This is a genomic window from Roseovarius sp. MBR-79 (assembly GCF_053628555.1).
The window spans coordinates 313,411-327,095 of the sequence record NZ_JBRJGP010000001.1 but is presented as its reverse complement, the minus strand read 5'-3'; the positions used below and the strand labels follow the sequence as shown (position 1 = coordinate 327,095).

The window sequence follows — 13,685 nt, the reverse complement described above, 5'->3', positions numbered from 1 at the left end:
GCGGCGGCACGGGGCCTTGATCCAGATCAGGCGCAGCGGCGCGCGGCGAGAAGAAGGTTGTTGGCGGGCATGTCGCGCGGTGCTTGCGGCATCAGACCGGCCGCGCGCAACCAGTCCGTGACATCGGCCACGTCCTTGTAGCCGATTTCGGGGTCCTGAGCGACAAGGCTGGCGTGAAAGCGCGCGTCGCCTTCGGATGTGGCCGTGCCGTCCCTCAGGAACGGGCCGTAGAGCGCGAACCGCCCACCGGGGCCAAGCGCCTGAGCCGCTTCCGCGATCAGGGTCCGTGCCTCCCCGGTGCTGATGAGATGCAGCAGGTTGACCAGCACGATGAGCGCCTGACCGGAATGCACCGCCCCCCAGCCCGGCGCGGTGGCGTCAAGGGCGATGGCCGCGCGCAGATTGGGCAGCGCGGCCTCTGCCACATGAAGGTCGATGCTGGCGCGGCGCACGGGGTCGATCTCGGTTGGTTGCCAGACAAGGCGGGGCAGGGCGCGCGCGAAACCCACCACATGCTGGCCGGTGCCGCTTGCAATCTCCAGCGCGGGGCCGGTCGCGGGGGCGATGGCGGCAAGCGCCTCTGTGATCGCCTCGGCATTGCGCGCGGCGGAGGGCGCGAAGAGCTTGCCGCCCGTCTCCCCCTCGGCGATCGAGGCGCTGTCGGGCAGGTTGAGACGGCGCGGCATCAGACCTCCTCCGTTCGGTCGGTGGCGGGGGGCGGCGCGGGAATGAGCGCCGAGAGCCGGTTAAAGAGCGCCGGGTCCATATCGAAATCGAGCGCGGCCAGCGACGGGCCAAGCTGCGCGGGCGCGGAGCCCGAGATGATCGGCACCGCGCCGAGCGGATGCCGCGCCACCCATGCCACGGCGAGCGTGGCGGGATCGGTCCCCACCTCCCTGGCAATCGTCGCCAGATCGGCGGCGGCCCGGTGCAGGTGATCGCCTGCGTAGCGCGCCGCATACATCCGGTTTTCGGTGATCCGCCCGCCCTCGCCACGCAGGTATTTCCCGGTCAGAAGCCCGCCCGCAAGCGGCGAATAGCAGGCCGCGACCATCCCCTCGGCCTGCGCCATGGGCAGGATCTCGACCTCGGCCTGACGTTTCACGAGGTTGAACATCGGTTGCAGGATCGAAATGGCAAGGCCCATCCGTTCGGCGATGCAGGCGGCCTTCATCACCTGCCAGGCGGCGAAATTCGACAGGCCGACATGGTCGATCTGGCCGCGCTGGCGCAACTCCGCGAAGGTCTCCATCGTCTCTTCGAGCGGGGTGTCGGGGTCGAACCGGTGGAGATAGAGCACCTCTACCCGGTCCATGCCGAGGCGGCGGCGCGAGGCGTCGAACTGCGCCAGCATGGTGGCGCGGCTGGCCCCGGATGCGTGCCCGACCTTGGTGGCGATCACCAGACGGTCCCGCACAGGGGCGGCGAGGCGACCCAGGATCGTCTCGGACGCGCCGTCGGTATAGATATGCGCGGTGTCGAAATGGGTGATGCCTGCCGCAAGGCAGGCCTCGAACATGGCCTTTGAGGCGGCCTCGTCGGCCTTGCCGCCGAATTGCATGGTGCCAAAGGCAAGGCGGCTTGCCTTGGTGCCGTCGGGGGAGGTGATGTGCTCTTTCATGCGCCAGAGGGTGCCATGCGCGCGCTGCGTTGAAAAGGTGTCACCTTGCATTGAACGGGCAGGCGGCTTAGGCGATGAACCATCGACCGCAGAGGACCGACGCCCATGAAGATGCACGAGACATTCATCAAGCCGATGCACCCGGAAGGGCGCAAGTTTGTCGGCGTTTTCGCGGCGATCACGCTGGTCCTGTTCCTGATCTGGGAGCCGCTGGGCTGGCTGGGTGCGGGCCTGACAGTGTGGTGCTACTATTTCTTCCGCGACCCCGAGCGCGTGACGCCCGCGCGTCCGGGCCTGATCATCAGCCCCGCCGACGGGATCGTGTCGCTGATCGAACAGGTGGCGCCGCCTGCGGAACTGGGCCTGCCCGATGTGCCGCTCACGCGGGTGAGCGTGTTCATGTCGGTGTTCAACTGCCATGTGAACCGCGCGCCGGTTGAGGGCACGGTCACGAAGATCGCCTATCGCCCGGGCAAATTCCTCAATGCCTCGCTGGACAAGGCCAGCGAGGATAACGAGCGCAACGGCATCGTCATCGAGATGTCCGATGGCCGCCTGTTGCCGGTGGTGCAGATCGCGGGGCTGGTGGCGCGACGGATCGTCTGTTTCGTGCGCGAGGGCGAAAGCGTGGCGCGCGGGGGACGGTTCGGGCTGATCCGCTTCGGCTCTCGGCTCGATGTCTACCTGCCCGAAGGCGTCACGCCGCTGGTGCGGGTGGGACAGACGATGGTGGCAGGCGAGTCGGTGATCGCGGAGTTGACCGCATGACCGAGACGCCGCGCCCGCCCCGCAAGGAGGTCACGCTCGCGCAGCTTTTGCCCAACATGCTCACCGTGGCGGCGATCTGCGCCGGGATCACGGCGATCAGGTTGGGGGTGCAGGGCGATTATGTGCGCGCGGTGCAGCTTCTGCTGATCGCGGCGGTGCTTGACGGGCTCGATGGGCGGCTGGCGCGGCTGTTGCGCAGCACGTCGGCCATGGGGGCCGAGCTTGATTCGCTGGCGGATTTCCTCAATTTCGGCGTCGCCGCCCCGCTGGTCATCTATTACTGGGGTTTGCAGGACGCGCGGCACGCGGGCTGGATCGCGGTGTTGTTCTTCGCGGTCTGCTGCGTGATGCGGCTGGCGCGGTTCAACGTAAGCGCGCGCGAAGAGGGGGCCAAGGGCGGATCGGGCGCCTATTTCTCCGGCCTGCCGTCGCCTGCGGGGGCGCTTCTGGCGATGCTGCCGATGTTCGTGACTTTCGCCCTGCCGGGGATGTCGCATCCGCCCGCCGCGCTGGTCGGGATTTACATGGCGGGGGTCGGCCTTCTGATGATCTCGCCGGTGCCGGTCTGGTCGTTCAAGAAGACGCGAATCTCACGCGAGAACGTCAAGTTCTTCCTCTTGGGCTTTGCCTGTGTCGCCGCCGCGCTGGTGATCTTTACCTGGGGCGCGCTGATCGTTCTGTGCCTGGCCTATATCGCGACCGTGATCTGGGCGGCGCTGATGTGGTATCCGCGCGACAGTTGATCGTCAGTCGAACGTGCCCGCCACGCGCCCGAGCAGCATGAAGGCGCGCGCGGTGCGGGTGTCGGAGAGCTCCGAGAGTTCGGCATCCGAAGCCGTCTCGGCGAATTGAGAGATCATCCGGTCGAAAAGCCGCAGGAAATGATGCGCCGCGTCGCGGAAAATCGTGTCCTGCTTCATGCGCGCCGCCGTCAGCGCCAGCGACGAGCGATCCCGGATCCCGCCGAGCGCGGCGATGGTGCGCCCGCGCTCTCCGGCGGCGAAGCGTCGCCAGATTTCGGGGCGGGCCATGTCGGGACGAAGATCGTCCATGTAGATGCCGTCCTGCGACAGCAGCGTGAGCACGTCCTGCGCGGCGCGGATGAGTTGCGCGGTGGGGCGGTCCTTGAGCGCGCGGCGCAGCGCGGTGAACCCGGCCTTGTCCTCGGGGCTTTCGGGAAAATTCAGCGCGCGGATGAAATCGGGGCGCTCCAGCGGGGGCGTGACCTCCTCCATCGGGGTGCCGAGCGGCAGCGCCACCTGATCGCCGAGGGCGACAGGCGGAGGCGGCGCAGGGCGCACGGGGCGTGCCTCGGTTTGATGCACCCGCACCGAGGAAAACGTCGCCAGCGCGGTTTCTGTCTTGCGCTGCGCGGCGACGATCTCATCAAGTTTTTGCGCCACGGTCTTGTCCACGGTGGCACCAAGAGATTGATTTTGCGCGATATAGGCGTCGCGGATACCGTCTATGGCGGCGCGCAGGCGCGCGCTCTCCTCGCGCATGGTGCGGCTGGCGCGGGCGGCGGTGGCCCCCACCCAGAGCAAGGCCACCGGCATGAATATGGCGATGAGCACCGTCACGAAATGCAGCGCCGCGCCACCGTCCGGCCCCCTCGGGGCCAGCGCGAGAAACCACAGCGCGGATCCGGCCAGCCACATGATCGACAGCACCGCAGCGGCCACTTCGACAGAGGTCAAGGGCGCACGCGTCGCGGGCTTGGGGTCTGGTTGTCGGGCCATGGGCTGGGTCGCCTGTCAGATATAGGCGACCTTTATCACCTCGTAGGCGCGGTCGCCACCCGGCGTGCGCACTTCGACGCTGTCGCCCGCTTCCTTGCCGATGAGCGCGCGGGCAATGGGCGATTTCATGTTCAGAAGCCCGGCCTCGATGCTGGCCTCATGCTCGCCCACGATTTGCCAGGTGTGTTCCTCGCCCGTGTCCTCGTCCACAAGCGTCACCGTCGCGCCGAACTTGATCGCGCCCGACAGCTTTTTCGGGTCGATCACTTCGGCGAGGCTGAGAACCCCCTCGATTTCCTTGATCCGGCCCTCGATGAAGGACTGCTTTTCCTTGGCCGAGTGATATTCGGCATTCTCCGACAGATCGCCGTGCTCGCGGGCTTCGGCGATGGCGCGGATGATGGCCGGACGCTCGACCGACTTGAGCTGCTTGAGCTCTTTTTCCAGTGCGGCGTGGCCGCCTGCGGTCATCGGGATCTTTTCCATGCCACTTGTCCATTGTCAAAAGCGGGGCCGCGCAATGCCGGGCCCCGTCAGTGTCGTTTCCACGTTTGAACGAGATTGCACGAAGCACGCGCCCGATTGCAAGAGCCGATGCGCGCGCGGCCCGATTCCGCGCATTCGCGTGACAAATTGCCGGATTTGGCGCGGCATAACGTCGTGTTCCGATTGACTCTCTGCGCGGGCAATATAGTCCATTCAGCACGATTGTTGCGCGCCTGACGCGCCGCGCCAGAGGAGGATGACCGATGCAGGATGTGACGCGCGAAGCGATGGAATATGACGTGGTGATCGTGGGGGCGGGGCCTGCGGGCCTGTCGGCGGCGATCCGGCTCAAGCAGCTTGACGAGGGTCTGAGCGTCGTCGTGCTCGAAAAGGGCTCGGAGGTGGGCGCGCATATCCTGTCGGGTGCCGTGCTTGACCCGGTGGGCCTCGATGCGCTCATGCCCGACTGGAAGGAACGCGGCGCGCCGCTCAACACGCCTGTGACCGAGGACCGGTTTTACATGCTGGGCGAGGCGGGTGCCTTGCGCATCCCCAATTTCCCGATGCCGCCGCTCATGAACAACCACGGGAATTACATCGTGTCCATGGGCAATGTCTGCCGCTGGATGGCCGAACAGGCCGAGGCGATGGGTGTCGAGATCTTCCCCGGAATGGCGTGTTCCGAAATCGTGTATGGCGAGAAGGGCGAAGTCAAAGGCGTCGTCGCGGGCGAGTTTGGCCGCAACGAGGACGGCACACCCGGCCCGAGCTATGAGCCGGGGATGGAGCTGCACGGCAAATACGTGTTCCTGTCCGAGGGCGTGCGCGGCAGCCTCTCCAAGGAGGTGATTGCTCGCTATGACCTCTCCAAGGGCCACGAGCCGCAGAAATACGGCCTTGGCATGAAGGAAATCTGGGAGATAGACCCCGCCAAACACCGCGAGGGCAGTGTCACGCATACCATGGGCTGGCCCCTGGGCAGCAATGCGGGCGGCGGGTCCTTCATCTACCACCTTGAAAACAATCAGGTCTACGTGGGTTTCGTGGTGCATCTCAACTACGAGAACCCGCATCTTTACCCTTACATGGAGTTCCAGCGCTTCAAGCATCACCCGATGGTCGCGGAGTTGCTGAAAGGTGGCAAGCGCGTGGCCTACGGCGCGCGCGCCATCTCCGAGGGCGGGTATCAGTCGATGCCCAGGATGGTGGCCCCCGGCGTGGCGCTTCTGGGCTGTTCGGTGGGCATGGTCAACGTGCCGCGCATCAAGGGCAACCACAACGCGATGCTGTCGGGCAAGGCGGCGGCAGAGGCCGCGCATGAGGCGATCACGGCCGGACGCGCCAGTGACGAATTGACTGCCTACGAAAAAGAGGTGCGCGAGGGCGCGATCGGCCGCGACCTCAAGAAGGTCCGCAACGTCAAGCCGCTCTGGTCCAAATTCGGCCTGCTGACCTCGCTTGCAGTCGGCGGGTTCGACATGTGGACCAACACCGCGGGTTTCAGCCTTCTGGGCACGCTGGGGCATGGCAAGACCGATGCCGAGGCGACGGGCCTTGCCGAGAACCACAAGCCGATTGATTACCCCAAGCCCGATGGCAAGTTGAGCTTTGACCGGCTGACCAATGTCAGCTTTTCGATGACCAATCACGAGGAAAGCCAGCCTGCGCATCTGCGCCTCACCGATCCCAACGTGCCGATCCTCGTCAACCTGCGCAAATATGCCGAACCGGCGCAGCGCTATTGCCCGGCGGGCGTCTACGAGGTGGTGCATGAGGAGGGCAAGGAGCCGCGCTTTGTCATCAACTTCCAGAACTGCGTGCATTGCAAGACCTGCGACATCAAGGACCCCAGCCAGAATATCACCTGGGTCACGCCGCAGGGCGGTGACGGGCCGAATTATCCCAACATGTAACGGGCGCTTGATCGCCTGCGGCGCGGCCCTGTGGCTGCGCCGCATTGCCATGTGGCGGCGCGCATACTACCTTTGTCACAAAGCAAGGCAGAAAAGGCGACCCAATCCGTGACATTCCGCAGCTTGCAGGCGGCGCTTGCCGTCCTTCTCATGCAGTCCCTGCCGATACTGGCGCAAGAGCCGTCGGGGGGCTATCTCGCCGCGCAGAACGCCCGCGCGCAGGGCGATTTCGCCGCCGCCGCGCAATATTATGCGCAGGCCCTCACGCGCGACCCGAACAATCCCGCGATGCTCGAGAATGCGACCATAGCCTATATCGCGCTCGGTCGTCTCGATCAGGCCGTGGCCGTCGCGCGCAAGCTCGAGGGCGACGGGCTGCGCAGCCAGGTGGCGCAGATCGCGCTCATCGCCGATGAGGCGCGGCGCGAGGATTGGGACGCGGTGCTGAGCCGGATCGAGCAAGAGCGCGGTGCCGGTCCGCTTGCCGACGGGATGATCGCCGCCTGGGCCGATCTGGGGCGCGGCGACATGACGTCTGCCCTGTCGCGCATGGACCGCATGGCCGCCGAACAGGGACTGCGCAATTTCGCGCTTTATCACAAGGGGCTGGCACTGGCGACCGTGGGGGATTTCGAGGCCGCTGACCGGGTGTTTGAAGGCGATACCGACGGGCCGCTGCAACGCACCCGATCGGGCGTCATCGCCTGGGCACAGGTGCTCAGCCAGCTTGGCCAACAGCCGCGCGCGATCGAGATCATCGACGACACTTTCGGCACCGATCCTGACCCGGAGATCGCAACCCTGCGCGCGGCGCTCGCAGCGGGCGACGCGGTGCCCTTCGATCTGGTCACCGATGCGCGCGAAGGCGTGTCCGAGGTGTTCTTTTCGCTTGCCCGCGCGCTGATGCAGGAGGCGGGTGATGAGTTCGTGCTGATCCACGCCCGCGCCGCCGAGGCGATCAACCCCGGCAATGTCGAGGCCACGGTCACCGTGGCGCAGGTGCTCGACAGCCTCGACCAGCATAGCCTTGCCATTGATGCCTATGGCCGGGTGCCGCGCGAACACCCCGCATTCCTCACCGCCGAACTGGGCCGCGCCGATGCGCTGCGCCGCTCCGGCAAGCAGGAGGCCGCCGCCGAGGTTCTCAACCAGTTGTCGCAAACCCATCCCGACATGGCCAATGTCCATGTCGCGGCGGGCGATCTTGCGCGCGAACAGGAGGACTGGGCACGCGCCGTGGCCGCCTATGACCGGGCGCTTGCGCTGCTGGAGGCGCGCGACAACCCGCAATGGTTCGTCTATTACGTCCGCGCCATCGCCCATGAACGGCAGGACCAGTGGCCCGAGGCCGAGGCCGATTTCCGCCGCGCGCTGGAGTTGAACCCGGATCATCCGCAGGTGCTCAATTATCTCGGCTATTCCATGGTGGAAAAACACGTGAACCTCGACGAGGCGCTTGACATGATCGAGCGCGCCGTCGCGGCACAACCCGACAGCGGCTATATCGTGGACAGCCTCGGTTGGGTGCTTTACAAACTTGGCCGCTATGATGAGGCGATTGCGCATATGGAACGCGCCGCCGAGTTGATGCCGACCGATCCGGTCGTCAACGATCATCTCGGTGATGTCCTCTGGGCGGTGGAGCGCCGGACCGAGGCGCGGTTCCAGTGGAAACGAGCCCTCTCGCTGCATCAGACCAGCCCCTCGCCGGACCTGGAGCCGGAGCGCGTGCGCCGCAAGCTCGAGGCCGGGCTTGACCGGGTGCTGGACGAGGAAGGTGCCGACCCGCTGAAGCCCTTGAATGCCGCCGCGTCGGGTAACTGAGCTTGCCCCCGCCAAGGTCAACCTGACGCTCCATGTCACGGGGCGGCGGGCGGATGGGTATCACCTGCTCGATTCGCTGGTGGCGTTCGCCGATATGGGCGATCTGGTGACGGTGACGCCTGATCCGGCCCCGTCGCTTTGCGTGACCGGGCCGCGCGCGGTGGGGGTGCCGGAGGGTCCGGAAAACCTCGTGCTGCGCGCTGCGGCGCTGATCGGCGTTCCGGCCGCGATCACGCTGGAAAAACATCTCCCCGCCGCCGCCGGCATCGGTGGCGGATCGAGCGACGCGGCGGCCACGCTGCGCGCGCTCTCCCGCCTGAGCGGTCGGGCTGTGCCCGATGCGCTGGCGCTCGGGGCGGATGTCCCGGTCTGCCTCGGGGCGCGGGCCGCTCGTATGCGCGGCATTGGCGGGGAGGTGACGCCGGTCGCTGAATTGCCTGCGCTCGACGCGGTGCTGGTCAATCCCGGTGTGCCGGTGGCGACGCCTGCGGTTTTTGACCGCCTCGCGCGCCGCGACAATCCGGCCATGCCGGACCCTCTGCCGTCCTGGCCCGACGCGGCGGCCTGCATCCGCTGGTTGGCCACGCAACGCAACGATCTGGAGGCACCGGCAACGGCGCTCTGTCCCGAAACAGGCACGGTTCTCGAACGCTTGCAGGAGAGCGACGGTTGTCAGCTTGCGCGCATGTCCGGCTCGGGCGCGACCTGCTTCGGGCTTTATCCCGACAGGACGGCGGCCACGGCAGCGGCGGCACGGATCGCGGCAGCGCATCCCGGCTGGTGGGTGCAGGCCGCTCGGCTCAATTGATCCGCGCCACCACGTAACCGGCGAGTTGGTCGAGCATGTCGCGCACCGGATGCGCGGGCAGCACGGCGAGCGCTCCGCGCGCCTTGGCAATCCAGTCCAGCGCCTCGGTGCGGGTCGCGTCGAGCGCCCCGCGCGCGGTCAGGATCGCCAGCGCGCGGTCAAGATCGCCGTCGCGCTGATCGCCCTTCTCGATGGTGCGCCGCCAGAAGGCGCGCTCGTCCGCATCCGCGCCCGCCAGTGCGCGGATCACCGGCAGCGTCAGCTTGCGCTCGCGGAAATCGTCTCCGACATTCTTGCCGGTTGCCTTGGGGTCGCCCTGATAATCCAGCAGATCATCCACGATCTGAAAGGCAATCCCGAGCGCGTCGCCATAGGTAAAGAGCGCTGTCACCTGATCCTCGGGCGCGCCGGAAATCACACCGCCCACTTGGGTGGCTGCGGAAAACAGCGCCGCGGTCTTGCCACGCACGATCTGGAGATAGGTCGCCTCGGTCGTCGAGAGGTCACGCGCCGCGCTCAGTTGCAGCACCTCGCCCTCGGCGATGGTCGCGGCAGCATCGGCAAGGATATCGAGCACGCGCAGCGATTCGGTCTCGACCATCAACTGAAAGGCGCGCGCGAACAGGTAATCGCCCACCAACACGCTGGATTTGTTGTCCCAAAGAAGGTTCGCCGTGGGCCGTCCGCGCCTGCTTGCGCTCTCGTCCACCACATCGTCATGCAAAAGCGTGGCCGTGTGGATGAATTCCACGGTCGCCGCCAGCCGCACGTCATGTTCGCCGCGATAGCCGCAGAGATCGGCGGCGGCGAGGGTCAGCATCGGGCGCAGCCGCTTGCCGCCCGCCTCAACGAGATGCGCCGTCACCTCGGGAATGCGCGGCGCGTGGCGTGAGGCCATGCGCGCACGGATAAGGGTGTTGACGGCGTCGAGCTTGTCAGCCAGATGCGCGGCAAGCGCCTCATGTGGTTTCGTGGCGGCCTCGTCCAAGCCCATGCTTCCCCCATTGGACCGCTCGACAAATCGGGCGCTCTGCCTTTATCTCTGTGGCATGAAACAGCTTTACCGAACCACCGACATGGCCAGCATGGCCTTTGCCAAGGCGCTGCTTCAAGGCGAGGATATAGACTGCTTTGAAATGGACGTAAACATGAGCGTGCTCGAAGGCTCGATCGGTATTTTCCCGCGTCGTCTGATGGTGGTGGATGCCGATTACGAGGACGCGCGCGTGGTGCTGGAAGATAACGGTTTCTCACTTGAGGATTGAGCCGTTCGCGCCCGAGGATCTGAGCCTTGACGCGTTTCTCGGCGGGCGCGTGAGCATCGCGCAACCCGTGTCGGGCTATCGCGCCGGGGTCGATCCGGTGCTTCTGGCCGCGAGCGTGCCCGCAAGGGCAGGTGAGACCGTGCTCGATCTGGGCTGCGGCTCGGGCGTGGCGGCGCTCTGTGTCGGCGCACGGGTGTCGGGCGTGCGGCTCGTGGGGCTGGAGGTGCAGCCGGGTTATGCGCAGCTTGCGCGCGAGAATGCCGCGCGCAACGGGCTGGCGATGGAGGTGGTGACAGGCGATCTGGCACAGATGCCCGAGGGCTTGCGCGCGCGGCAATTCGACCATGTGATCCTCAACCCGCCGTTTTTCGACCGTGCCCGCAGCACGCCCGCGCACGACGCTGGCCGCGAGGGGGCCATGGGCGAGGCACTGCCGCTCGAGCGCTGGGTCGAGGCTGCGGCCCGCCGCGCGGCCCCCGGCGGCCATGTCTGCGCGATCCACCGGGCCGAGCGTCTGGCCGATCTGCTGGGTGCGATGGCCGCGCGGCTCGGCTCAATCGAGGTGCTGCCGCTGATTCCCCGGCGCGCGCGGGCGGCGCGGCTGGTGCTGGTGCGTGGCCGCAAGGGCGGGCGCGCGGCGCTCCGGCTTTGCGATGGCTGGCTCATGCACGGTGGCGCTCGGCACGAAAGGGACGCGGAAACCTACACCGCAGAAACCGCTTCGGTGCTGCGGGATGCGGCACCGCTGCCCTTCTGCCGTTGATTTGGCGAAAATCCGCGCGAGAAATTTTCGAAATTTATGCGACTGCGGCGTGACAGAATTGTAAAACTGTGCTGCAATTCCCATGTCGATTGGACAAGACACATTCCACCAAAGGAGGATGCCCATGAGCTTGAGTTCGCATATCGAGGAACTGAAGAGGAAACATCACGTGCTCTCGGAACAGGTGGAAGCGGCGCAACGCGCACCGGGGGCAAGCTCGCTTGAAGTCGCAGAACTCAAGAAACAGAAATTGAAGATCAAGGAAGAGATCGAGCGCCTGTCGGTCAACGCCTGACGGGTCATACATATCGGGCCGGGGAATGTTCCCCGGCCCTTTGCCGCGATTGTGCGATCAGGAAAAGAACTGCGCGCCGTTGGCGGAGATGGTCGATCCGTTGATGAAGCTCGCATCGTCGGAAACAAGGAAGGCGACGCAGCGGGCGATTTCCTCGGGCTCGCCAAGGCGGCCGGCGGGGATCATCGAGATGATCTTTTCGCGCACGGCCTCGGGCACGGCCATGACCATTTCGGTGGCGATATAGCCCGGACAGACCGCATTCGCGGTGATGCCCTTGGCCGCACCCTCCTGCGCCAGGCTGCGCACGATGCCAAGATCACCGGCCTTTGTGGCGGCGTAATTGACCTGGCCGAACTGGCCCTTTTGCCCGTTGACGGACGAGATAACGACGATCCGGCCGAAGCCACGGTCGCGCATCCCCGGCCAGGCCGGGTGAACGGTGTTGAACACGCCGGTGAGGTTGGTGTCGATGACCTCTTTCCACTGCTGCGGGCTCATCTTGTGGAAGGGCGCGTCACGGGTGATGCCGGCATTGGCCACCACGATGTCGATCGGGCCGAGATCGGCCTCGACCTGCGCAATACCGGCTTTCGATTCGTCGTAATCGGCGACGTTCCACTTATAGGTCTTGATGCCGGTTTCCTCGGTGAATTTGGCGGCGGCCTCGTCATTGCCTGCATAGGTGGCGGCGACGTTGTGGCCTGCGGCCTTGAGGGCCTTGGAAATGGCGGCTCCGATCCCGCGCGATCCTCCGGTGACGAGTGCAGTTCTGGCCATGGTCTCCTCCGATTTGGCTGTGGCGTGTAACTTGGTTATCGGCTTGGTGCGTCATGCGCAATATTGTTGCTCTATAAACTTTCCGGGAGTTGACCGGTGTTCGAAAAAAGGGCGCCCGATGAGGAGCGCCCTTTTGCCGGTCCGAAGCGCTGTCTGCCCGTTACGGGCGCTCGACGCAGAGCGCGACGCCCATGCCGCCGCCGATGCAGAGCGTGGCGATGCCCTTTTTCGCGTCGCGGCGCTTCATCTCGAACAGAAGCGTGTTGAGCACGCGGCAGCCCGAGGCGCCGATCGGGTGGCCGATGGCGATGGCCCCGCCGTTCACGTTGACGATGGCCGGATCCCAGCCCATCTCCTTGTTGACGGCGCAGGCCTGCGCGGCGAAGGCCTCGTTCGCCTCGACCAGATCGAGGTCCTCGACGCTCCAGCCCGCTTTTTGCAGTGCCTTGCGGCTGGCATGGATCGGCCCCACGCCCATGATCGAGGGATCAAGTCCGGCGGTGGCATACGAGGCGATTCGCGCCAGCGGTTCGATGCCGCGCCGCTCTGCCTCGTCGGCGGACATCAGAAGGGTCGCCGCCGCGCCATCGTTGAGACCGCTCGCGTTCGCTGCGGTGACCGAGCCGTCGGCGGTGAAGGCGGGGCGCAGCTTCTGCATCGCCTCCATGGTTGCCCCAAAGCGGATATACTCGTCCTTGTCCACGATGATGTCGCCCTTGCGGGTCTTGACGGTAAAGCCGATCACCTCCTCGTCAAAGCGACCGGCCTTTTGCGCCGCCTCCGCCTTGTTCTGGCTGGCCACGGCGAATTCGTCCTGCTGGTCGCGGGTGATCTGCCATTGATTGGCGACATTCTCGGCGGTCTGGCCCATGTGATAGCCGTTGAACGCGTCCCAGAGCCCGTCGCGGATCATGGTGTCGATATATTTCATGTCACCCATCTTGTGACCCGCGCGCAGATGTGCGGCATGGGGGCTGAGGGTCATGTTCTCCTGCCCGCCCGCGCAGACGATGGCGGCATCGCCAAGCTGGATGTGCTGTGCGCCGAGCGCCACGGCGCGCAGGCCCGACCCGCAAACCTGATTGATGCCCCAAGCGGCGGACTCGATCGGCAGACCGGCGTTGATATGGGCCTGACGGGCCGGATTCTGGCCCTGCCCCGCGGTGAGAACCTGGCCAAGGATGGTTTCGGAAACCTCGGCCTTGTCGATGCCCGCGCGCTCGACCACGGCCGCGAGCACGGCGGCGCCCAGATCATGCGCAGGGGTGTTGGCGAACGCGCCGCCAAAAGACCCGACAGCCGTGCGGGCCGCGGATGCGATTACTACGTTGGTCATTGAGGTCCTCCACCATGGGTTGGGATGCCGCCCCCCGCCTCCCGTCGCGGGGTTCGAGCAGCCTGTGCAATGGTCATATCTTAAGCG

15 protein-coding genes are annotated in these 13,685 nt (G+C 66.0%); 8 read left to right on the top strand and 7 right to left on the bottom strand.

What is annotated here, in order from left to right:
- Positions 1-26: 26 nt before the first annotated feature.
- Positions 27-686 (bottom strand): DUF938 domain-containing protein, encoded by a 660-nt coding sequence (locus ACSSV8_RS01635; RefSeq protein ID WP_454281283.1) that lies wholly within the window; start codon positions 684-686, stop codon positions 27-29.
- On the bottom strand, positions 686-1,621 hold the full coding sequence (locus ACSSV8_RS01630; protein WP_454281282.1) for an aldo/keto reductase: 936 nt from the start codon (positions 1,619-1,621) through the stop codon (positions 686-688). Before ACSSV8_RS01630 ends, ACSSV8_RS01635 begins: the two co-directional genes overlap by 1 nt.
- Positions 1,622-1,726: 105 nt before the next feature.
- Between ACSSV8_RS01630 and ACSSV8_RS01625 the strand changes: the two genes are divergently transcribed.
- The gene (locus tag ACSSV8_RS01625; RefSeq protein ID WP_454281281.1) at positions 1,727-2,389 is read left to right on the top strand and encodes a phosphatidylserine decarboxylase; all 663 of its coding nucleotides are present in this window, start codon (positions 1,727-1,729) and stop codon (positions 2,387-2,389) included.
- Positions 2,386-3,132, top strand: a complete 747-nt coding sequence (locus tag ACSSV8_RS01620; protein WP_454281280.1) for a CDP-alcohol phosphatidyltransferase family protein — start codon at positions 2,386-2,388, stop codon at positions 3,130-3,132. The genes ACSSV8_RS01625 and ACSSV8_RS01620 overlap by 4 nt, the downstream gene beginning before the upstream one ends.
- A gap of 3 nt (positions 3,133-3,135) precedes the next feature.
- Here ACSSV8_RS01620 and ACSSV8_RS01615 read toward each other — a convergent pair whose 3' ends face one another.
- Together ACSSV8_RS01615 and greA are read right to left on the bottom strand one after the other, a co-directional pair.
- On the bottom strand, positions 3,136-4,128 hold the full coding sequence (locus tag ACSSV8_RS01615; RefSeq protein WP_454281279.1) for a hypothetical protein: 993 nt from the start codon (positions 4,126-4,128) through the stop codon (positions 3,136-3,138).
- 15 nt (positions 4,129-4,143) lie between these two features.
- Positions 4,144-4,614 carry a transcription elongation factor GreA gene (gene greA / locus ACSSV8_RS01610; RefSeq protein WP_354538775.1) on the bottom strand — a complete coding sequence of 157 codons (471 nt, stop codon included), beginning with the start codon at positions 4,612-4,614 and terminating at the stop codon, positions 4,144-4,146.
- 263 nt (positions 4,615-4,877) lie between these two features.
- On the opposite strand from greA, the gene ACSSV8_RS01605 reads away from it, so the two are divergent.
- The 3 genes from ACSSV8_RS01605 (at position 4,878) to ACSSV8_RS01595 (ending at position 9,159) form a co-directional block, all read left to right on the top strand.
- A complete protein-coding gene (locus tag ACSSV8_RS01605; protein ID WP_354538776.1) occupies positions 4,878-6,527 on the top strand; it encodes an electron transfer flavoprotein-ubiquinone oxidoreductase in 1,650 nt (549 codons plus the stop codon).
- A gap of 108 nt (positions 6,528-6,635) precedes the next feature.
- On the top strand, positions 6,636-8,351 hold the full coding sequence (locus tag ACSSV8_RS01600; protein ID WP_454281278.1) for a tetratricopeptide repeat protein: 1,716 nt from the start codon (positions 6,636-6,638) through the stop codon (positions 8,349-8,351).
- A complete protein-coding gene (locus ACSSV8_RS01595) occupies positions 8,329-9,159 on the top strand; it encodes a 4-(cytidine 5'-diphospho)-2-C-methyl-D-erythritol kinase (protein WP_454281277.1) in 831 nt (276 codons plus the stop codon). Before ACSSV8_RS01600 ends, ACSSV8_RS01595 begins: the two co-directional genes overlap by 23 nt.
- Here ACSSV8_RS01595 and ACSSV8_RS01590 read toward each other — a convergent pair.
- Positions 9,152-10,153 (bottom strand): polyprenyl synthetase family protein, encoded by a 1,002-nt coding sequence (locus tag ACSSV8_RS01590; RefSeq protein WP_454281276.1) that lies wholly within the window; start codon positions 10,151-10,153, stop codon positions 9,152-9,154. The genes ACSSV8_RS01595 and ACSSV8_RS01590 overlap by 8 nt on opposite strands.
- A gap of 55 nt (positions 10,154-10,208) precedes the next feature.
- Here ACSSV8_RS01590 and ACSSV8_RS01585 point away from each other — a divergent pair, with 55 nt between their 5' ends.
- The 3 genes from ACSSV8_RS01585 (at position 10,209) to ACSSV8_RS01575 (ending at position 11,482) form a co-directional block, all read left to right on the top strand.
- Positions 10,209-10,424: a putative signal transducing protein gene (locus ACSSV8_RS01585; protein WP_454281307.1), complete on the top strand. Its 216-nt coding sequence runs from the start codon at positions 10,209-10,211 to the stop codon at positions 10,422-10,424.
- Positions 10,420-11,187: a tRNA1(Val) (adenine(37)-N6)-methyltransferase gene (locus tag ACSSV8_RS01580; RefSeq protein WP_454281306.1), complete on the top strand. Its 768-nt coding sequence runs from the start codon at positions 10,420-10,422 to the stop codon at positions 11,185-11,187. The genes ACSSV8_RS01585 and ACSSV8_RS01580 overlap by 5 nt, the downstream gene beginning before the upstream one ends.
- A 124-nt stretch (positions 11,188-11,311) precedes the next feature.
- Positions 11,312-11,482 carry a YdcH family protein gene (locus tag ACSSV8_RS01575; protein WP_354538782.1) on the top strand — a complete coding sequence of 57 codons (171 nt, stop codon included), beginning with the start codon at positions 11,312-11,314 and terminating at the stop codon, positions 11,480-11,482.
- A 57-nt stretch (positions 11,483-11,539) separates the two neighbouring features.
- Here ACSSV8_RS01575 and phbB read toward each other — a convergent pair whose 3' ends face one another.
- Both phbB and ACSSV8_RS01565 read right to left on the bottom strand, forming a co-directional pair.
- Positions 11,540-12,262: an acetoacetyl-CoA reductase gene (gene phbB / locus ACSSV8_RS01570; RefSeq protein WP_354538783.1), complete on the bottom strand. Its 723-nt coding sequence runs from the start codon at positions 12,260-12,262 to the stop codon at positions 11,540-11,542.
- Between the two features lie 160 nt (positions 12,263-12,422).
- Complete coding sequence (locus ACSSV8_RS01565) at positions 12,423-13,598, bottom strand: acetyl-CoA C-acetyltransferase (protein ID WP_354538784.1); 1,176 nt, start codon at positions 13,596-13,598, stop codon at positions 12,423-12,425.
- Positions 13,599-13,685 lie beyond the last annotated feature (87 nt).